The following is an 18,712-nucleotide window of genomic DNA, read 5'->3' as shown; positions in this document are numbered from 1 at the left end:
GATTGTTTTATCTTAGCATCTTTGATTGATTGAATATGAGTTTGTATCTTAGGATTACTTAGTAGCTTACATCCATTGACCATCGCTGTTGTATAGTCACATCCATAAGCCTTTTGATACGCTTTTGTTGCATTGAACCATCTTACATAATATAAACAAAAAAGACGCTGCTTTTCGGTCAGCTCCTCGTTGTTCAGTGTTTCTATTTCTTCTGGTAATAATTCTGTTTTAAGTTGCCCATCTATGCCTTTGCTTTTTTTGGTAACGTTCCTTTTCCGATTAGTAACGTTCCCTTTTAATTCTTCGTCCCATTTATCCTGAGATTTCCATTTACGAACTTGCGTATCCTTTACATCAAGCTGTGCTGCTATATCTTTTAACAGCATCTTTCCTTTGCTGCTGATATACATATCCTTTGCTTTATCTCTATTGGGACTTCTTTGTCTTGGCATAGATTAACCTCCTTTTTAATCATCAATAAACGCAACTAACGTAAATAGCATCCACCATTCATTACTGAATGTCTTAGCCAAAATAAAAGCCAGTGTAAATATAAACACTCGCCATAATAATTTATCATATTTCATTTCTTTACACCTCTATCGTCATAATTCCACGAATTGCTTACGCTGTCAAAAGCTGCATTTTCAGCTCTTTTGCGTGCGTTTTCTTTATCTAACAACTTACGCTCCGTCTTGTATAATGTGCAATTTCCATGACATCCTACATATCTTTTAGGGCAATCTTTACATACTGTGATCATCATCTAGTACCTCGTAAGTCTTTTCAAAGATATCAGGCTTGCATTGATATAGTTCACCTCTTAGGCCTCTTATGATGTAATCTCCAGTTCTAGCTATCATCGTTCCTTCAAGCGTATTGATTTCACACCACGCAGGTGATGCATTGTACTTCCCGAAATCATGTGTGATAACCGTATTATTGGATACGGCATCCCAAAACCAGTCTTCACCAACAAGGCCTCTTTCATTTAATTGAAATGCTTCTACTACAACCGGTTTCTTTCTGTATTTCATATCTATCATTCCTTTCTAGGTAAAGAAAAAGCATCCAATTTAATAGATGCTTAATTTCCTTTTTTTAAATTTGTGTGGCGCTTTTGTTAGCCCGGTGAAGCGCCTAAACACCAATATAGCCATGTTTTTAATGGTTAACACAGGCATTTTAAACCAACTATCTATTGTTTTTTGTAAGGGTATTATCATAGATAGTGAGAGAACATTTACCCTAAACCACTAACAATAACCTCCAAGTAATCGTTAGCAGTTTACGGTAGGCATCCGAAGATGCCAATTGCATTGGAGGATGATGTGGTGGGAAATGATGTTTTATCACCTTTTCCCCGAACTTCCACACTACCATTATAGCATGTCAAATCACGTCACGTAGTGGACAATTTCACAAAATATTGCTATTTCTAGAGCAAATTTGACTAATAGCTCGTTCCGCATACTTTTTTACAGTATCTTCTTCTATTTTCAATTCGTTTCCCACTTGTTTAGCGTTTTTGCACCGACGTTTCATGACATATTCTTTTGTTACATCATAATATTTACCATTTAACACACTGATTAATCTATCTATTTTATCAAGCTTTTGTTCAAATTTTTTTTGCATTTCTTCTAATTCAAAAAGTTTATCAGAATAACGTTGTTGAGGGCTTTTTCCATCTGACCATCCATCAGGCATTTGTATGATGCTTCCGCCAGTTGAGCATACTAATGACATACACTCTTTTTCTAGTTCATGCCATTTATACAAATATAAATAATAACTCTTCAGCTCTCCCTTTACATAGTCTTTCAAGTTTTCATCTACATCAATTAATGGCGGATATTCTTCTCTCCAGTTCATTTAATCTTCCACAGCCCCTTTTCCAAGTTATCGTAAAGCCCTTTCACAACGCCATCATAAATTATTCTTCCAGCGCTTGTTATTCTGTACGCTTTTACTTGACGATTGCTATGATCAGCCTTGTACATACCAATCAATCCAACAACTTCAAAGTATTGATTTTCTTGCATTTTTTTAAAATTCTTTTTCATTTCCTGTGCCACTCTTTCCAAGTATAAAAATGGTAATGCCCATATTATTGACCTTCTTTCTTTTTTTTCTTAAATAATTCATCCTCTATTTTTTTAGCAAACTCCACTCCAATACTTAATTTTATGGTTAGCACCCCGATGTCTTTGTATAGTTCATCATTTATACATTTTTCTAAAACATCGTCTATAGCCTTTTCATAATCCTTTTTGGTAATTTTTATTGTGGTTTGTGATTTCATTTCCTACCTTCTTCCAATATTCATAATCTAAAGGCTCTTCTTTATTACCGCCTTTTGCACACCCCATTATGACCGCACCAACAATCAAACCTAGCAGTACGCATAATATATATCCTATCATTTTATTACCACCTTTATCTTTTGTTTTTTTCTCTATCTTCTCGATCTTTTATAAGAAATGCAAGTAATATAAAAGGCAGATCAAGTAAAATGATTATAAATAAGAATATCCAATCATTTTTCATTTTCTATTACCTCTCTTAAATAATTAAATGGATTGTCCTTATCTTTTGCGATTTCATCTTTATAATAACAATCATAACAATCGTGTATCCACGCTAAAGCATTTTGAACCTTAGTATCTTTTAATTTAGACAACATTTCAAATTCTTTAGCATGAGAATTTTTATTTCCCCACGAGTATCTGTTCATCATGAGAAAAGCATCGTATTCATTCTGTAAGTTATTTACCGATTTTAATAATTCTTCTTTATTCATCTTCATCACTCCAATCTATGGCTTGCCCACATCTGTTACAACAAATGTTTTCATATGGGTGGTTCTTTTCCGTTACTCTTGATAATTGTATATCACGACAATTAGGGCAAACATATTTGATATATGGTTTTTCTCCTTCCTTTTCGTAGTGTTTAGCTAGTATTTTTTAGGTGTTTCCTTATCAACTAATTCTTGCAAGGTATCAATCCATCCATAAAAATCTTCATCAGTTTCTATTCGCGTGCCCGTGATATTTTCAATATTTTCTTTTAAACCATCTAATGCTTCTTGATATTTATTCATTTATTTCTCCCTTTCCGCTAATAGCACACTCTGTGCATGCAGCTTTATCTACCATACCTGCTTTTTTCGCCCATCTTAATTGAGGAGTTTCCCAACATTCATGGCCGCACACCGGGCATATTGTCTTTACCCATTGCTTGTTCGAAGGCTTTGGAATATTCTTCACCAATGGCATACAGGCCGTTCCTAATTTATTCATTTTCTTCACCCCAATCTAATGCTTCTTGATATTTTTTCACCTTGTATCTATCTCCTTTGTGCTAATATATCCTTTCTTCGCACATCAAATTCAATACCTCTTTAGTATTAGTATAATAAATCTTAATATCGGTAGTGTAACATCCATTCTGTTCCGAATAACATGGAACAAAAAACATGTTATTTGGATTACCAAATCTAAACCCTGACCCTTTATTATCGTCACCATAACCTTTTACTACCTCAAATATAAGGTTATCTTCAAATTCAGTTTCCATCGCAAGCGTATCCTCTAAAGACTTAAAATCAGCAAAGTTGTATTCACAACAATCTTGTACGTGATCATATGTAATTTTATTGCCATTGCTGAACACTATAGCTTCATCTGTAACCTGTATTATTTTCATTTTCATCTTTTCCTCCTTTAAAATGGTAAATCATCCTCTTGTAATCTAAATTCACTGTCGCTAGCATCATGTTCAGTACCTTGATTACCCGCATCATAACTTGGTGTGTTAGCAGTACTGTTTGTTCCTTTAGGCTCCAAAAATTGAACAGAGTCTGCGACAATTTCGGTCACATAGACACGTCTTCCACTCTGGTCGTCATAGCTGCGTGTCTGAATTCTTCCTTCCACACCAACTAAGCTTCCTTTATGCGTATACTGTGCTGTATTATCAGCAACCTTATTCCAACATACACAGTTGATAAAATCCGCTGTTGGCTGTCCTTCGGTCTTGATTCTGCGATCGCATGCTACGGTAAAGGATGTAACACTGAATCCCGATTGTGTTTTGCGTAATATTGGATCTTTGGTTAATCGACCGACTAAAATCACTCTATTGATCATACGCCTAAAACCTCAATGTAATTGTCATCATTATTATCAAGATATTCCATCAATGCCTCAATATCTTCTATTTCGTAATCAACCGCTTCATCGTACACGATACTATAAATTATCGTGCTAAGCTGTCCGTATGTAAATTTCATTTTTATCATCCTCCATCATTTTATAAGGACAATATCTCAGACACGTCTTTACCAATTTATATCCAATATGCCAAGGAGCTTTTGTCATTCTTTTGTTTGTTTTCTTTTCATATTTCTTAGCACATTCTTCTATTTTTGGATGTCTACATTTATACCCACCGGCCAATCCCGTTCCTTCGTAGTTACAATATTTGCATTCAGCACATTTCATTTTCTGTCTCCATTGCGGCTTCTTTACTAATCATTTCAAACTCATACACAAATACATAAGGATTTACTTCCCATCTATATTTATCCATATTTGATTTTTTGATTGTTGAATTCCATAAATGAGAAAATCTTTTAATTCCTGTATTACAATCTTCACACTCTTTTTCCACAAACCCTATCGTATTATTATCATATCCTCCAATCAATCCAAAACCTTTACATGTTGGGCAATATTTTTTATTGATAGGATAACGATCAAAACAAGGCACACCTTCTAGCATAGCTTGCTCTTCTGTTATATCTTGCAATCGCTCTACTCTTACATTTGTTACCCGTAAAAAAATGCGTGCTGCTTCTTTTGGCATATGTATGGATGGTTTCCATTTAAATGATATTCCTAAATTTTTCAGAGTAGTCCACTTATTATCAGCCATGTAATAAAATTCTTTATATTTACTTTTAAAAAATGTTTCACGCACATACAGAACATCGTTTATTTTATATTTTGGCTTTCTAACTATCTGTGTCATTCCATTATCGCTTATAAAGGAACAATATCCATATTGGATATCATATCCACTGCCCATATTCCAGCCCAAAAACTTAAATCCCTGTGGTACATCAATAACGCGTCTTGTTACTGTTTTTCTACCATCCAAAATAGCACGCACCATTTCGGTGTTAAATAAAATCGGTTTCATAATTAATAATTCCTCTCTGTGATTGTTTTTTGAATTGATTCAAAACAGTTTACACATTTCACAATCCTTCCAGTACCGTCATTCGCGGCATATAACCAGCCACCAATTCCATTACAATAAGTACGTCCATCACGTTCTTTTTTTTCAAAACATTTATCACAATAAATACCAGATGGTACATAAATCTCTTTTTCTATGTTTATTTTCATTATTCTTCACCATTCCTCCAACATACCGTCAATATATTCCTTGGTTTCTCTTAAGATAGCCATGGCATACTCACCACTTTCTTTCATGCTCCATTTATATCGTTTTGCATTCGGCGTTTCTTCTCCAATGGTTACAATAATGTGACGTAATACATTCTCTAACACTTTTAAATTATTAAGGTGTCTTCCATCAGTATTGGTTTCTCCAACGGCTTCAACACTTCCAACAAGTTTGTCAATAACCTCGCATACCAATTCGCTTCTACGCACAACTTCTTGTTTTTCTTCTACAGTCATTTTTCTTCATTCTCCTTCTAACGCAACCTTATAAAGTTGCGTTGCACGATTGCAACCAATTTAGGTTGCGTTATTACATAACATCTTTTAATGCTTTTCCAGTTGAATACAGTAAGTCATATGGAAAATCATTATCTTTAAGAAAATCAAAATATTCCGATGTAGATTTGAATTTTCTGATATTATCTGGCTTTGCATGTGTGTACTGAGTGCATAGAATTTCTTCTAAAGCGTCTTTGTAATTTTTTATGTCAATGTTTTTATTGGCTGTTCCCATACAAATTGTATTATTACCAAACATATTTGGCATGGCATAACAATATAGCTTAGTATTCATTCCATCATACTCTTTGAAACAATACGCTTCTAATTGTTTGATTTGTCCTGCGTGGTGGCATATTACATAAATGCTGTTCGGAAACTTTACTTTATATGCTTTACCGGCATATGTTACGATGCGTTTACGCTCTGTTTGTTTCATTATGATGCAGTTTTGTGATATAGCTATTAATTCATCGTCTGCTATGATTAGATCTTTTTTATAATCAATATTAGCATCTTGCCCAAGCATCGAACTTAAACTATCAATGAGTTGCTTTATGCTTACTGCTTTAAAATAGTTTTTTTGCTTATCACTAACAAGCATTTCCGCATCTTCTACTTGATCAGAAATTCTAAAAATCATTTCCATTAAAATATCACCTCTCTTGTTGATATACATGTATTTAATCTGTCTAACAGCTCCAAAGCTTTGTAATTGTTAACTTCACTGTTTAAATAGACGAAAATGTCATCTTCGTAGATTTTCCTTTCTTTATTACCGAGCATCATCATTATTTCTTTAATTTCTAGATCATTAAGACTATCTTCATCATATGTTCCTCCACTATAATCAATCAATCCATAATAGTACAATCCTGGCGACACTTCGGAAAAATCAAGCATATTTAACAACTGATCAAGATTTTTTATACCTTCGTCATTTTCATCGACCACTACGATGCAACTTGACATATATACATCCTCATACATAGTTCCTAGTTCTCCATCTTCAAAAGCATTCAAAATTTCTTTATCTGATAATAAATTTCCTTTGCCTAAATAATCACCGTCTGTGATCTCGCTAAATTCTTTCCAACTTTCCAAATACTCTGATAAAATATTTGGTTTTAGTCCTCTTAACCTACGGCCTGTATTTGTATATTCCATAAATTGATATTCAAAAGGAGCGTCGTTAACTTCTATTATTGCGTCTTTAGAAAAACAATGTATTAACACCTTAAGCATCGCATTTTCATTGTAATTAAGTGCATCTCTTGCGTGATAGTCATTAATTAATCCACTAAATAGATAAAATTCATCATTTTGAAATCCGTTGTTTCTGGCATGTCGTATCCCATCAAGCAAATTGTCAACCGACCCTTGGTCTTTACAGTGCTCACATAATTGTTTTACGTACCAACCATATGTATCTCGCTCCAAGTCAATTTTGGGGAATGATATGTAATGTTTCAAATCGCTTAACAACGCTAACACCTACCTTTATCTCGCCGTGTAGCAAAGCACTGATGTGCTCTATTACCACGTTGGCCATCTTTAGGTTTGTGACCATATACTGAATATTTCCGGCTGCAGCTTGTGCTTCGCAGCTCTTTTCTGTTGGATGCTTGTCTAAATCAAACTTATAGGCATCACCGCGTAATTTACCGACGATTTTTTGGCCATCCTTTACCACCACATACACATCACCTTCATACTCACTATTTGCTGAATCAATATACACACATTCATCTAACTGCTTGAATGTTTTTTCTAATAAGATGCGCGTCTTGTTATTGTCAACGCAACCGATAAGCACAGGTGTATAATTCTCATACTTTTTAAGAAGTTCTAGGATTTCATCTTTCGTTATGTAATGATCAATTGATTCACAAATGTTTCCATAAAACGTATTGATTTTCTTTGCTAATGCGTTTGCCTTATTTTCTCCGATATCGTGCTGTTGGTACGCTTGACGTACCATGTTCTTTTTTTCTACGATATCGCCGTCAATTAAGACCATTTCACTGCCTGTGTGCATGAGTAGCTTTGGTAAATCCCTAGCCACCAGGGAGCCGGTTCCGCCGACCCCCACAATGATAAATACGTATTTCATACTTTTAACCTTTTGCGTGTTTTTGAAAAGACACTACTAACATGTTGTCATCTTGAATGTAATCATATGAGACAGACCCGGAAAAATCATAAAACCCATGTCGAAGCATTTCTTTAGAAATCTCATCAGTAGAGTATTCCTTTTCATCCTGGAAAACGTGAGTTACATCCTGCTCACTGTGGTTAAAGAACATTCCGAAAGGAAATTTATATTTATTTTCCTTTACTTTTGCTTCTTTCTTGTCTGTTTTGGTCGCTTTTGGTTTTGCTTCTTTTTTAGGTTTTTCCTGCTTTTCTACTTCTGCAGGCTTTAACATACTCATTAAGTCCATTATTCTACCTCCCTGTTTGGCTGATTAAGGTATGCGCATGCTGCTGTGGTATCATCTTTTTGATATATCAGCATTCTGTCATTGAAACTTAATAACACTTGATCTTCTTTTTCCAACTCAATGATTTTAATTACATCGTCGATATACACTTTAACGTTAAGTTTACTTCCTTTTACTAATTTTCCGTCTAATGTAATGTCAAACTCATTTGTTTCTGATGCTGCTTTTGCTCGGAGTTCGTTATCATTTAAAATTTGTAATTCGTTTGTGTATCCTCTCAGCATCTTAAGTGATTCTAACAAATGTTTTTTGTTGACAGTAATAGCGCATACTTGATTGATGTTTAGTTGCGGCATATCCATTGCTACAACCATCAATGATGTATAAAACAATTGACCTTCGCTGTTTACAAACGCTGCTCTTTTCCCGTCGGTCATGCATGTATTAGTATCTTTTATATACTTGAATGCTTCTTTAGGCACGCAAATAGTGTTTTTTATGCCGGTATCGGCCTTGCGTATATAAATGCACTTAGAATCTGTGATGAGATATCCTGTAGGTGTTATGTTAACACCATTAAGCTGTACCCTTGTTTGATCATTGCCAACAAATTTTTGCCCAGGTTCAAAGTCATTTGAGTTAACACTAATTTGTATTGTGTTATCACCAAGACTTGTATCCGGTATACATGCATCTGTCATATTAGCTAATACAATTTTGCTTTTTGGCATTTTGACAAATATCTTATTGTCTTTTATTGTTAAGTCAAAAGATACAAACATAGATAAAGTGTGACAATCCTTCTTACTAAGCGTAAACGTCATTTCATCGTTTTTTTCATCGGCATTAAACATAGTGATAAAACCATAGTCATTTTCTGTGTTATGTATTGTAACCACACCATTTTTAACCTCTATGCGATTTGTGGTCATGGCATTCTTAAACATTGATCCTATAAATTTCATACTATGCTACCTCTTCCATGCACATTTGCACATTTTTTTGTTCGATACCATGCAGCATAAATATATCTTTCAACGCTGTTTCAACCTCATCCGGCATTTCTTCTGGTACAAGCATATAATTGATCATTTCCTGTTCGCATACATGTGTTGTCTTGTTTACTTCTTTTGTTAAACTGCTTAATGTGATACCTTGTGCTTTCATGCGCTTACACATGGTCTCGTATGTTTTTTGCTTCATTGCTGTTCTCCTTTCAGTTTCTCCATCATAGCTTTGATTTCATCATCATCTACTTGTTGTCTCAATAACATCTTGGTTTTCGTACCATTCAGGAAGTTGTTTATTAGTTTTCATAGGTGTAGGCTTATTTAAATAACTTTCAAATTTATTACCGAACAATGTTTCTGGTCTTATGTACTTACACATTTTAGGATCCGAAAGCCATTCATCACATTTGATATCAATTACCTTTTTGAAGTCGTCGATTGCGAAACCTTCGTTGTACCTCGCTTTGATCTTCTCTTTTGTTTTTTTAGATTTATAGCGATACTGAGTTCCTGCTTTCTCGTTCAAATAATCAATGATTTCTTTGTACGGTATATTATCTTCGATGTCCTCTTTACCAGTAGGTACGTCGTCGGAAACATCTGTTTCAGACAATATATCTTCACTAACCTTACCTAACCTAACCTTACCTAACCTAGGTGTACAATTTGTATCCAATATGTATCCATTCTGTATACAACCTTCATTTCTAACGGTATATGCCTTGTTTTTCTTGATTTCAAGCATATCTTTTTCATGCTCATATGCAGTAGGTTTATATCTATCTTTTTGAATGTAGTTATGCATTTTCCAATGCTTAATCACACATATTCCAGTATCAAATAAATAGATGAATTTTTTTATAAGTAGGAGCTTCATATCATCTTCTGAAGCCCCTATCATTTTTTGTACTCTTTTTGGATTTCCAAGAAAACCGTCATCATCAGCTTTCATTCCTAAATGGAAATATAAAGCCTGTGCTGATAAAGGCATATCTTGAAAAGCATCACTATCTATTATTTGTGATGTAAACATTCGTCTTTCTGCCAATTTACCACCTCGTTTTTATGTTTCCTTTATCTCAATCCCATATTTTTCTTCCATCATTCGCTTTTTCAACCGGTATACGGGAGTTAATCAGATAAATCGTATTCATATAAATTACCATGTATCAATTCATAATGGTAGCATGTGTGACACAATCCACGCGCATGATGAGTTGTTTCTTTACCGCATCTTTTACATATGATTTTCTTATGTTCTGCATGTAAACTAGGGTGTTCATATCTGGTTGTTAATTGCAAATTCTCTAGCCTGTTATCATCCTTTATTCCGTTTATATGGTGCACATGTTCATAAGTTTCTAATTTTCTACCTAAATGGCGCATCATAACAAGTCTATGCTCTTCCATGTCACGTCCATTGACCCTTATGTATTTATAACCTTCCGGAGATAAATGCCCACCTTTCCACTTCTTGATTGTATTGTTATATTTTTTTGATTCTGCCTCACAGTTCTTGCTACAATAATGATTTTTACGTCGTTTTAAATAACATGGGTATGTATTATATTCTTTTCCGCAATAATCGCATTTTGCCTTTACCATATCAATCTCCTAACTTTATCCAATTTATCTCTGTTTTAACCGCTCCATATTTGTTCTTTTTAGGCTTTATGGGAGGTGTTTGCGCAGAGGTATACTTACGTCCGTCTGGGTAGTTTATCATACTAACATGTCACGATAATAAACCGTGTCTATGCCAAGTTGTTCAGCATACCATAACGTTTTATCAATGAGCTTCCCCATCTCTTCTTTGTTCATTTTGCTGGACCCTATAAACACTTTACACCGTGCCCATCTAGTACCGTTCTCGCGGTTTTCATAACCGAGTACCTGTAATGCTCTGACTTCTTGTTTGAGCGTTTCTAGCGCTTCTGCAAGGCATGTAATGTATTCAAACTTGGCACCTGCCTGCGATAACAATATGCAGTACATATCCCAGTCATCATCTGAGGATGCGTTTGGGTGCTGCGTTATCTCATGGATCAGCGCCCACAAATAATTATTTTGATTAATGCTGCGTTTGTTTTTAACCTCAGCAATCTCTAATGTATAAGGCTTTTTTTGTAAGTCTTGACAGTATCGTTTGTAATGATAATTTGATACTTCAAATGTTACTTCAAGGTTTCCATCCTCATTGATTGCTTTGCGTAGATAATTAGCAACTATCTTTGTCTTAGCCATCTTTACGATACCTCAACTTGGTTTCATCCCAATCAGGATAATGACGTTTTAAATGCTCTCTCATGGCTAATTTATACCTATCTGTATGTTGACCTTGGTCAGCTTGCTGATGGCATGTTACGCATCCGCAGACAAGATTTTGAGGTATGCCTAAGCCACCGGCTCCGCGGGATATATAGTGGCATATTTGAGGATGTGAGAGGTGACGACCGCACCATATGCATTTATCGCCATCTCTCTGTCTTACTTCTGCTCTTACCTTAGCGCTTATGTCGCAAGCTTTGCTGCGTTTACTTTTTCCCATACTTCTTTTCATACTCCTGTATTAAAGCTTTATACGCATTCACAAGGTTGATCATTGTTTGCAAATCAGTAGATGCATCTTGTGATACAATACCAAAGTGTTTCTTTAGCCAAGTTGCTGTAGCATCACTTCGATAATCAATTCCCATGGCATCCATTTTTTTTCTTAGCGATGACCATTCCAATGTCCATACATTGAGTTGCTCTTCTGTATTATTTTTATTGTTTTGTTGCTCTTTTTGCTCATTTGAATCAGCATCTTTTGTATCATCAATATTAAATAATCCGTTTAATGCGTACTTACGGGCATATGACGATGTGGATCCTGTAATTTGACTTTCATCCATACCTTTTTTAGCCACACTTTCACGGGCATATGCACAGCATTTGATTGTTTGGTCACTTTCCCAATCATACAATTCAGCAACAGCCTTTATGTAATGCCATCCATCATAAATTTCAGCTTCATCACTAATAATAAGGGTTGTCTTGTTTTTTTTACATAACGGCTTAACCGCCTCAAGGATGTCCTCACAATTACGATAGTTATATTTCCCAAACTTGTTATACTGATTTTTTGGTGCTTTTAATTCACACTGTATACTTGATAATTTCTCAAGTAGCGATATAGTTTTTTCTGTCATGCTTGTTACCTCGCTACTCAGCTGTTTCAGTGTCACACTGGTTATCACTGCACTCTGCATGTTTACTCCTGTAGTAAGGGCACCATTTGTTTACGTTACAATAATTATCACAACGATTATCAGCACCTTCACGCTTTACGATGCTATGTTTGTCATCAAGCATTAAATTGTCAAAATATGCTTTTGCATCACCTTCTGTTTTGAATAACTTCACAGCCGATTTGCGACCTTTTTTCATAATTGCATATGTATCATCCTTATGCCAGCGTTCTGTTGGTGTACAGTTTGGTAAATCTGCATCATCCATTTGCTCACAATCACTCAATTCTTCAAATCGTTGTTTTATCCATTCTTCAATTTCTTTAAAATCATCATCCGTAAAATCCCATCCAATACGATATACAGGGTGTTGAGGATAATTACCGCCCTGCAGAGCCTTTGTTTTACTATGGTCTTTTAGCATGGCCACAATCTCGCCTCTGTTTGCATCAAAACCAATTTGTCGTAACATCCAACAATAAATGAGTGTTTGCTTGCGGTACTCATCCCAATCATTTTTTAGTACCTTTTGAACGCTTGCTGTCTTGTAATCCGTTACTGTTCCAGTTGCATCGTTGTAAAGGTCAAAAATGCCACTTAATTTATAGCCATTCAGCATATCGACTACAAATTTATTTTCTTTTAATTCTTCCAACTCTTCCTGTGATTTTTCCAAGATGCTGTGTACAGCAGTACCAAATATTAACCAAATCATATCTGATACGTCTTGCTCTATTTCATCGTCATGTCTACGCTCTAAGATTGCTTGACATGGCCCTTTTAATAACGCCGTAACGCTGTACTGCTTAGGTGTATATTTGTGATTGCGTGTAACTGCATCAACTAACGGTGCAGGCAGATTGTATTTGTTTGTTATCTTCATTTGTTTTTCTCCTTGCTTAAATGCTTGATATAGTCGATTATCGCCTTTAACTTTTCATTTGCCATTTCGTAAGTTAGATAAATGGTATATGATTCATCAGCATTTTTATTATTTATCCATCTGTTTAAATGAATATCCACCCAAACCGACTGTGTATGAGGGGAATACTCAACAAAAATATCATGTTTTTTACATTCATATGCTACTGCTATTAATTCACCCAGTAATTCAGCTGTTGTCTTCATCCTCTTTCCTTTCTCTCCACTCTTGCTCTTCATGGAGTGCTTTAATATCTGCCAGCTCATTTACTGACAAATCGTCGCTGTAATACTCATCTGGTCCTTTGGCTGGCATAATGTCACCTTAACGTAAAGTACAACTCTACTGCTCCTATATAAGCTAGCAGCAATATAATCATTCGCCACGCTAAACCGTAAGTGATTTGTATCCATAGCTTAAATCTTTTCATGATGTTACCTTATTAGCAGCAATGATATCTTCTAAGATATCTTTAGGGCACGTATATTTCTCAATGATTTCGTTAACATCATCAAGATATTTGCGTTTGATTGCTTTGTATGAGCGTACGCCAAATTTATGTTTAATTTCACGTCCGATATCTGCATATACTCGACCACGCAGTGAATCATCACGATATGCTGGTGTGCCGTGTCCACCTAAAATTTTAGTACCGAGCTGTCTAACTGCTTTTTGGACATCGTCACATTCTACTGGTAAAAGAGGGATATCTTTTTTGAAATTCTGTAAATCGTCATTGATTTCTTCAACACGCCCTGCTGTTTCACTTGATAATGCTAAAGCAATTCTTACTTGCTCTGCCAATGATGGGATTACAGTTTTTCTGAAATAAGAATCAACAAGTTTGTCGTATAGTTCCCATGCCTTATCTGTGTTTAGCGACTTGGCATGAAGGAAAGCGCCTTTTTCCGTCCATAAATACATTGATCTAACTTTTTGATTTTGCGTTCCGCAATTTGCGGATTGCAAAAATGATGATAGTTCTTCGCCCTGAAGGAAGAAGTAATGTTTACCTTCTTGATAACGTTCTTTGTTAGTGTTGAAATTTTGAGAAATGCGTTTAACTGACGTGTCATAAGATTCAGCCAGTTGTTGAGTGTTCAGAATTCTTTGATTCTGATATGTAATGATTTTTAATTCATTCATTTTTTTCAATTCCTTTCTGAAATATGTGATATGATTGTGTAATAAAGAAAGGGTTGATAAAATGAAATTAAATCCTGATTGTGTACGTTCTGTATTGCTGTATTTAGAAGAAAATCAACTTATGGATGATAAAGGACTAATAAACCCTATTTATTCATCAAAATTGCCTGATAAACTTACCAAATACAAAAACTCTGATGTGTTGTATAGTATTAAACAATTAGATGAATATGGCTATATAGAAACGCGTCAATTTGATACTGTTAATTATTCTTCTGCTATTTTAGACATTACTCCATATGGTCATGAATTTTTAAAAAATATCCACAATGATACAACATGGAATAAAACTAAAGAAATAGCCCAACAAGTTGGTTCTACTTCTCTAAACACCTTAGCAAACATAGCTTCATCTGTTGTTGCTAGTCTTATTACCGCTGCCATACAAAGTCAACTGTGATTCTATTGCTTTTTTTGCTGAATCATCCACAATTATTTTAATTTCATCATAGCTTTTTAATAATATTTGTTCGTTAGAAAAATTTCCTCCTGATAAGCAAATGATGCGCGTTATCAATACAGGTAATTCAACATTTAACAAATATTCTTTTTCTTGAGCATAATTTTTCATTATCTCAACTCCCTTGCTTTTTATTTGTTTCCCTCGTATAATATATTTGAACTTATATATAAGGGTTCGACGTTAGATGCGGGTACTTTCCAAGGTTAAGACGCATCTTTTTTTGTATCAATCCTACATTGTGTTCTCTCTTCAAAATAACGTTTGGATACCCTGCCACTAATTGTGAAGATACCTTTTTCTTCTAACTCTTTATTAAGTTCTTTAATTACTGCATATGCCTTTGTTTGTTTGACACCCGTTATTTCTTGGATGTCTTCTGCTGTTAGGTATTGCCTTTCCATATGTCACCTAACCTTTCTTGTCTTGTGAGTTATTGCTATTGGTAGTAGTGTTTTAACTTACTGCTAAAAACCATCATGTGTCTTTTTAAGACACTTGGTTGCTAAAAAAAATCATGTCCATTTTAGTAGCACTTAAATTATAGCGCTTCTTAAAAAAGCTCATTTCTGCTTTATTAAAGGCGGCACCCCCTTTCTCATTAAGTTTAGCTGAAAATGTTTGCTCTGAAATCCCCATCATACTAGATAAAGTTCTTTGTGTATCGTTATGCTCAGCCATAAGTGCTCTAAACAAAGCTTTATTCAATTTTATCACCTCCGTGTCTTATTAAGACACCATAATTATATTCTCTCAATCATTGCATGTCAACACAATTTGTGTCTTTTTTTTAAACTCGTTAAAAATGATTTGAATTTTAATACACCAAGTGCTAAAATGAAATCATAGGAGGACGGTTATATGGATACAGGTGACATAATTAAGTCTCTAAGAGAAAGAAACGGTTGGACTCAAGAAGAATTAGGAGAAAAGGTTGGTGTTAAAAAGTCAGCCGTTGCGAAGTGGGAGAATGGGCGTGTTGAAAATTTAAAACGAAATATGATTGAGTCTTTATCAAAGCTTTTTGGGGTTGCGCCAAGTTATCTAATGGGATGGGATGACGGTAATCGTTTTTTTCATAAGAATTTGAGATTCTTGCTTGAATATCATGAAAAGGATATCAATACATTATGCAATGAAAGTGAAATAAGCACCGATAGGATTAAGGGTTTCTTACATGATAAGTTAGACCCCACAAAAAAGGAACTATTCACAATCGCAGCTATTTTTCAAGTTGACCCAATAGAATTATTAACTAAAAAAATGACCTCAATAAGTCATATCTACTCTGATGAATATGGCGATGACACATCAACTATTTTAGATGAAATTGAATTGTATTACGGGTATGGTATACGGCAAATAGTAGAACAGGCTAAAAATCTAAATACCGATGGATGCAATAGAGTTATAGAATATATCCGCGATTTGAGCGATAAATACAAAAAGGAGGAATTATAAATGGGGTTATTCAAATCGTTATTTAAACCAAATTTTGAGTTATTTGCTGGTGATATCATACTATTATATGCGTTTGAAAATTCAAGAAATATAAATAAAGAATATAGTGGATACTTTAAGTATAAATATGGTATAGAAGCTAAAGAAAGAGTATCGCTTCTAATTAAAAACGGATATCTTGAAAAAGCTTCTTTAGAACAATCATTGAATTGTTTAAAAGTGGTTGATTTAAAATCATTATGTAAAAAACACGATATATCAACCACTGGAAAAAAAACTTCACTTATTGAAAAATTAAAAGATATACCAGATATCAAATATGATATAGAAAACGATATATATACGTTATCTGAATTGGGAAAAAAAACACTGCATGATAATTATGATTATGTAAAATATCATATAAATTCTTTTGATATAGAACTAAATGAATTTTCACAATTATTATCCATTTATGGTAATTACGATAATGTTATAATCAATGTATTAAATCAAAATGAAATAAAATATGCTGTAAAAGACTATTGGAGTTTATACAGAAACAATAAACTTAATTTAGCCAAATATTATCATTTAAAAGGTGATATTTATCACGAATTCCTTTACTATTTAGAAACATTCTATTGTGACCTAAGTGGCTATGGTAATTCTTTTAGAGGAAAATTAAACGATTTAATGATAGCTCCCGGTATTGTAAATTTTTTTAAACACAACTCTCAAATTTATATGCCCGATATGATAGATAAGTGTATATATGAATGTAAAATGCCAAGAAATTATTTCAGCAAAAGACAATTTGAGGATGTCATAAATTATTTATTAGTTCACGAAACAATAGATATAGATACTTTACTAAAGTTTCGCAAATAACCAACAAAAAAACACCCGGCGCTACCAACACCAGGTGTCATGCGGTACTACCAATACCGCAGTATAGAAAAATTATGTCCTCACAAGACGATACTTTTTCTATACCCTATTTTAGCAGATTTTAATTAAGAAAGAAAGAGGATATAAAAATGAAACGTAGACCAAAAGGAATGGGATCTGTCACATATTTAGGAAAAGGACGCAGAAAGCCATTTGTAGCCACTTTAAACAAAAAGTGTATTGGTACTTATAAAACGAAGAACGAATGTGAAAAAGCATTATTGAAGTACATTATAGTCAATAACAATATGGTTCCTGATTATCTTGATGCAGAACTAATTGATGATTACATATCTTTTATTTATGAAATGCAACAAAGTAATTTATTATCAGATGATATATTGGCTTGTTGTAATTTAGAAATGGTAGAAAAGCTTTTCAAACAACAAATGATTTCATCTGGTAAATATATTGAGAAAACTCAATCTCTAATTGAAGTCTTGACCTTTAAAGAAATATGGGAAATAGAATATGCACGTTTATGTAATGACAAATCTCAATCATGGAGAGAAAATAGATCAGCCGGTTTCAAAAACTTATCTCATTTGCACGATATGTACATAACACAAATAAAAATATCTGATATACAATCGTGTTTTGATGAGGCGATGAAACAAAAAAGTGGTATATCAAAACTCAATAGCATAAAAAATGTATGCTCAATTGTATATAATTACGCAATAAGAAACGAAATAATCGAACCTGATAGGAATTTGCCACAGTATATAATGTATAAACCAACAGCCGAAAAAAGGGCGAAACGAAAACCTTTTACTAAGGATGAAATAAAAACATTATTTAATGACGATACAATAGAAAGTAAATTGATTTTGACATATATCTATACTGGTATGCGTCCTATTGAATTACTTACGATACAAAGAGAAAGTATACATATAGAAGAACGATATATCATTGCCGGGGTAAAAACAGAAGCAGGAAAAAATAGAATAATCCCTATACATAAGGATATTATGCCTTGTGTACGCGATTTATTAAATGACACCAATGTTTATCTATTTACAGGAAAGAAAAACAAACACATTTATAACATATACAGGTTAGCATACCATGACACTATGAAGAGATTGTCTTTACAACATAATGATACTTACGATACTAGACACACCTTCTCCACGCTGTCTAAATTATGCAATTTAGATAATGCTGTTCGTAAAAAAATACTTGGCCATTCGTGCAACGATATAACAGATGACGTTTACACACATGAGCCAATTCATTATCTAATAGATCAAATTGATAAAATAAATTTGTTAGACTATTTTATAAAAT

Annotated in this window: 36 protein-coding genes; 4 read left to right on the top strand and 32 right to left on the bottom strand. The window is 34.0% G+C overall.

Features of this window, described 5'->3' with window-relative positions; all coding sequences use genetic code 11:
- The 29 genes from AC1VS3_RS10135 to AC1VS3_RS09995 all read right to left on the bottom strand — a co-directional run.
- Positions 1 to 452: terminase small subunit (locus AC1VS3_RS10135; RefSeq protein WP_481275637.1), on the bottom strand; the 452-nt coding region annotated here is incomplete at its 3' end.
- A 294-nt stretch (positions 453 to 746) separates the two neighbouring features.
- Complete coding sequence (locus tag AC1VS3_RS10130; protein ID WP_008690831.1) at positions 747 to 1,037, bottom strand: hypothetical protein; 291 nt, start codon at positions 1,035 to 1,037, stop codon at positions 747 to 749.
- Positions 1,038 to 1,419: 382 nt separating this feature from the next.
- Complete coding sequence (locus AC1VS3_RS10125) at positions 1,420 to 1,875, bottom strand: hypothetical protein (RefSeq protein WP_008686801.1); 456 nt, start codon at positions 1,873 to 1,875, stop codon at positions 1,420 to 1,422.
- Positions 1,872 to 2,078 (bottom strand): hypothetical protein, encoded by a 207-nt coding sequence (locus AC1VS3_RS10120; RefSeq protein ID WP_418547809.1) that lies wholly within the window; start codon positions 2,076 to 2,078, stop codon positions 1,872 to 1,874. Before AC1VS3_RS10120 ends, AC1VS3_RS10125 begins: the two co-directional genes overlap by 4 nt.
- Positions 2,079 to 2,110: 32 nt before the next feature.
- A complete protein-coding gene (locus AC1VS3_RS10115) occupies positions 2,111 to 2,305 on the bottom strand; it encodes a hypothetical protein (protein WP_008686799.1) in 195 nt (64 codons plus the stop codon).
- Positions 2,262 to 2,426 (bottom strand): hypothetical protein, encoded by a 165-nt coding sequence (locus AC1VS3_RS10110; protein WP_008686797.1) that lies wholly within the window; start codon positions 2,424 to 2,426, stop codon positions 2,262 to 2,264. Before AC1VS3_RS10110 ends, AC1VS3_RS10115 begins: the two co-directional genes overlap by 44 nt.
- 113 nt (positions 2,427 to 2,539) lie before the next feature.
- Complete coding sequence (locus AC1VS3_RS10105) at positions 2,540 to 2,803, bottom strand: hypothetical protein (RefSeq protein WP_481275636.1); 264 nt, start codon at positions 2,801 to 2,803, stop codon at positions 2,540 to 2,542.
- A 156-nt stretch (positions 2,804 to 2,959) separates the two neighbouring features.
- The gene (locus tag AC1VS3_RS10100; protein ID WP_008686791.1) at positions 2,960 to 3,106 is read right to left on the bottom strand and encodes a hypothetical protein; all 147 of its coding nucleotides are present in this window, start codon (positions 3,104 to 3,106) and stop codon (positions 2,960 to 2,962) included.
- Complete coding sequence (locus AC1VS3_RS10095) at positions 3,099 to 3,305, bottom strand: hypothetical protein (protein WP_017144509.1); 207 nt, start codon at positions 3,303 to 3,305, stop codon at positions 3,099 to 3,101. The genes AC1VS3_RS10100 and AC1VS3_RS10095 overlap by 8 nt, the downstream gene beginning before the upstream one ends.
- Before the next feature lie 61 nt (positions 3,306 to 3,366).
- Positions 3,367 to 3,717, bottom strand: a complete 351-nt coding sequence (locus AC1VS3_RS10090; protein ID WP_412594899.1) for a hypothetical protein — start codon at positions 3,715 to 3,717, stop codon at positions 3,367 to 3,369.
- Positions 3,718 to 3,728: 11 nt separating this feature from the next.
- Positions 3,729 to 4,154, bottom strand: coding sequence for a single-stranded DNA-binding protein (locus AC1VS3_RS10085; RefSeq protein WP_412594901.1), 426 nt, complete (start codon positions 4,152 to 4,154; stop codon positions 3,729 to 3,731).
- On the bottom strand, positions 4,151 to 4,297 hold the full coding sequence (locus tag AC1VS3_RS10080) for a hypothetical protein (RefSeq protein WP_213540122.1): 147 nt from the start codon (positions 4,295 to 4,297) through the stop codon (positions 4,151 to 4,153). Before AC1VS3_RS10080 ends, AC1VS3_RS10085 begins: the two co-directional genes overlap by 4 nt.
- A 197-nt stretch (positions 4,298 to 4,494) precedes the next feature.
- Complete coding sequence (locus tag AC1VS3_RS10075) at positions 4,495 to 5,208, bottom strand: hypothetical protein (RefSeq protein WP_128125491.1); 714 nt, start codon at positions 5,206 to 5,208, stop codon at positions 4,495 to 4,497.
- Positions 5,209 to 5,210: 2 nt separating this feature from the next.
- Positions 5,211 to 5,417 carry a hypothetical protein gene (locus AC1VS3_RS10070; RefSeq protein ID WP_481275635.1) on the bottom strand — a complete coding sequence of 69 codons (207 nt, stop codon included), beginning with the start codon at positions 5,415 to 5,417 and terminating at the stop codon, positions 5,211 to 5,213.
- A 6-nt stretch (positions 5,418 to 5,423) separates the two neighbouring features.
- The gene (locus AC1VS3_RS10065) at positions 5,424 to 5,714 is read right to left on the bottom strand and encodes a hypothetical protein (RefSeq protein WP_227160539.1); all 291 of its coding nucleotides are present in this window, start codon (positions 5,712 to 5,714) and stop codon (positions 5,424 to 5,426) included.
- 73 nt (positions 5,715 to 5,787) lie between these two features.
- Positions 5,788 to 6,405 (bottom strand): hypothetical protein, encoded by a 618-nt coding sequence (locus AC1VS3_RS10060; RefSeq protein WP_481275634.1) that lies wholly within the window; start codon positions 6,403 to 6,405, stop codon positions 5,788 to 5,790.
- The gene (locus tag AC1VS3_RS10055) at positions 6,405 to 7,196 is read right to left on the bottom strand and encodes a hypothetical protein (protein WP_481275633.1); all 792 of its coding nucleotides are present in this window, start codon (positions 7,194 to 7,196) and stop codon (positions 6,405 to 6,407) included. The genes AC1VS3_RS10060 and AC1VS3_RS10055 overlap by 1 nt, the downstream gene beginning before the upstream one ends.
- A 1-nt stretch (position 7,197) precedes the next feature.
- Positions 7,198 to 7,869, bottom strand: coding sequence for a ThiF family adenylyltransferase (locus AC1VS3_RS10050; RefSeq protein WP_128125475.1), 672 nt, complete (start codon positions 7,867 to 7,869; stop codon positions 7,198 to 7,200).
- A 4-nt stretch (positions 7,870 to 7,873) separates the two neighbouring features.
- The gene (locus AC1VS3_RS10045; RefSeq protein WP_119957530.1) at positions 7,874 to 8,200 is read right to left on the bottom strand and encodes a hypothetical protein; all 327 of its coding nucleotides are present in this window, start codon (positions 8,198 to 8,200) and stop codon (positions 7,874 to 7,876) included.
- On the bottom strand, positions 8,200 to 9,165 hold the full coding sequence (locus AC1VS3_RS10040; protein ID WP_119957531.1) for a beta clamp domain-containing protein: 966 nt from the start codon (positions 9,163 to 9,165) through the stop codon (positions 8,200 to 8,202). Before AC1VS3_RS10040 ends, AC1VS3_RS10045 begins: the two co-directional genes overlap by 1 nt.
- A gap of 1 nt (position 9,166) precedes the next feature.
- Positions 9,167 to 9,403 (bottom strand): hypothetical protein, encoded by a 237-nt coding sequence (locus AC1VS3_RS10035; RefSeq protein ID WP_321196013.1) that lies wholly within the window; start codon positions 9,401 to 9,403, stop codon positions 9,167 to 9,169.
- 45 nt (positions 9,404 to 9,448) lie between these two features.
- Complete coding sequence (locus AC1VS3_RS10030) at positions 9,449 to 10,258, bottom strand: conserved phage C-terminal domain-containing protein (protein ID WP_481275632.1); 810 nt, start codon at positions 10,256 to 10,258, stop codon at positions 9,449 to 9,451.
- 83 nt (positions 10,259 to 10,341) lie between these two features.
- The gene (locus AC1VS3_RS10025) at positions 10,342 to 10,815 is read right to left on the bottom strand and encodes an HNH endonuclease (RefSeq protein ID WP_008686768.1); all 474 of its coding nucleotides are present in this window, start codon (positions 10,813 to 10,815) and stop codon (positions 10,342 to 10,344) included.
- 117 nt (positions 10,816 to 10,932) lie between these two features.
- Positions 10,933 to 11,454, bottom strand: a complete 522-nt coding sequence (locus AC1VS3_RS10020) for a NinB/YbcN family protein (RefSeq protein ID WP_008686767.1) — start codon at positions 11,452 to 11,454, stop codon at positions 10,933 to 10,935.
- Between the two features lie 290 nt (positions 11,455 to 11,744).
- A complete protein-coding gene (locus AC1VS3_RS10015) occupies positions 11,745 to 12,461 on the bottom strand; it encodes an ERF family protein (protein ID WP_008686764.1) in 717 nt (238 codons plus the stop codon).
- Positions 12,415 to 13,323: a PD-(D/E)XK nuclease family protein gene (locus tag AC1VS3_RS10010; protein WP_008686762.1), complete on the bottom strand. Its 909-nt coding sequence runs from the start codon at positions 13,321 to 13,323 to the stop codon at positions 12,415 to 12,417. Before AC1VS3_RS10010 ends, AC1VS3_RS10015 begins: the two co-directional genes overlap by 47 nt.
- On the bottom strand, positions 13,320 to 13,568 hold the full coding sequence (locus AC1VS3_RS10005) for a hypothetical protein (protein WP_008686759.1): 249 nt from the start codon (positions 13,566 to 13,568) through the stop codon (positions 13,320 to 13,322). Before AC1VS3_RS10005 ends, AC1VS3_RS10010 begins: the two co-directional genes overlap by 4 nt.
- On the bottom strand, positions 13,552 to 13,677 hold the full coding sequence (locus AC1VS3_RS10000; RefSeq protein WP_008686755.1) for a hypothetical protein: 126 nt from the start codon (positions 13,675 to 13,677) through the stop codon (positions 13,552 to 13,554). Before AC1VS3_RS10000 ends, AC1VS3_RS10005 begins: the two co-directional genes overlap by 17 nt.
- A 111-nt stretch (positions 13,678 to 13,788) precedes the next feature.
- Positions 13,789 to 14,508, bottom strand: coding sequence for an ORF6C domain-containing protein (locus AC1VS3_RS09995; protein ID WP_481275631.1), 720 nt, complete (start codon positions 14,506 to 14,508; stop codon positions 13,789 to 13,791).
- A gap of 61 nt (positions 14,509 to 14,569) precedes the next feature.
- Here AC1VS3_RS09995 and AC1VS3_RS09990 point away from each other — a divergent pair, with 61 nt between their 5' ends.
- The gene (locus AC1VS3_RS09990) at positions 14,570 to 14,968 is read left to right on the top strand and encodes a DUF2513 domain-containing protein (protein WP_008690194.1); all 399 of its coding nucleotides are present in this window, start codon (positions 14,570 to 14,572) and stop codon (positions 14,966 to 14,968) included.
- Here the strand turns inward: AC1VS3_RS09990 and AC1VS3_RS09985 are convergent.
- The 3 genes from AC1VS3_RS09985 to AC1VS3_RS09975 all read right to left on the bottom strand — a co-directional run bounded on the left by AC1VS3_RS09985 (position 14,918) and on the right by AC1VS3_RS09975 (position 15,745).
- Complete coding sequence (locus AC1VS3_RS09985; protein WP_008690195.1) at positions 14,918 to 15,139, bottom strand: hypothetical protein; 222 nt, start codon at positions 15,137 to 15,139, stop codon at positions 14,918 to 14,920. The genes AC1VS3_RS09990 and AC1VS3_RS09985 overlap by 51 nt on opposite strands.
- Positions 15,140 to 15,234: 95 nt before the next feature.
- Positions 15,235 to 15,432, bottom strand: coding sequence for a hypothetical protein (locus AC1VS3_RS09980; protein WP_008690196.1), 198 nt, complete (start codon positions 15,430 to 15,432; stop codon positions 15,235 to 15,237).
- A gap of 85 nt (positions 15,433 to 15,517) precedes the next feature.
- Positions 15,518 to 15,745: a hypothetical protein gene (locus AC1VS3_RS09975; protein ID WP_318250335.1), complete on the bottom strand. Its 228-nt coding sequence runs from the start codon at positions 15,743 to 15,745 to the stop codon at positions 15,518 to 15,520.
- Between the two features lie 144 nt (positions 15,746 to 15,889).
- Between AC1VS3_RS09975 and AC1VS3_RS09970 the strand changes: the two genes are divergently transcribed.
- The 3 genes from AC1VS3_RS09970 to AC1VS3_RS09960 form a co-directional block, all read left to right on the top strand.
- Positions 15,890 to 16,489: a helix-turn-helix domain-containing protein gene (locus AC1VS3_RS09970; protein WP_008690198.1), complete on the top strand. Its 600-nt coding sequence runs from the start codon at positions 15,890 to 15,892 to the stop codon at positions 16,487 to 16,489.
- A complete protein-coding gene (locus tag AC1VS3_RS09965; RefSeq protein ID WP_008690199.1) occupies positions 16,490 to 17,359 on the top strand; it encodes an SAP domain-containing protein in 870 nt (289 codons plus the stop codon).
- Positions 17,360 to 17,508: 149 nt separating this feature from the next.
- Positions 17,509 to 18,712 (top strand): tyrosine-type recombinase/integrase (locus AC1VS3_RS09960; RefSeq protein WP_481275630.1); only part of this gene is annotated, 1,204 nt, incomplete at its 3' end.

Source organism: Longicatena sp. (genome assembly GCF_982403165.1).
This window is presented reverse-complemented; position numbering and strand designations above follow the sequence as displayed.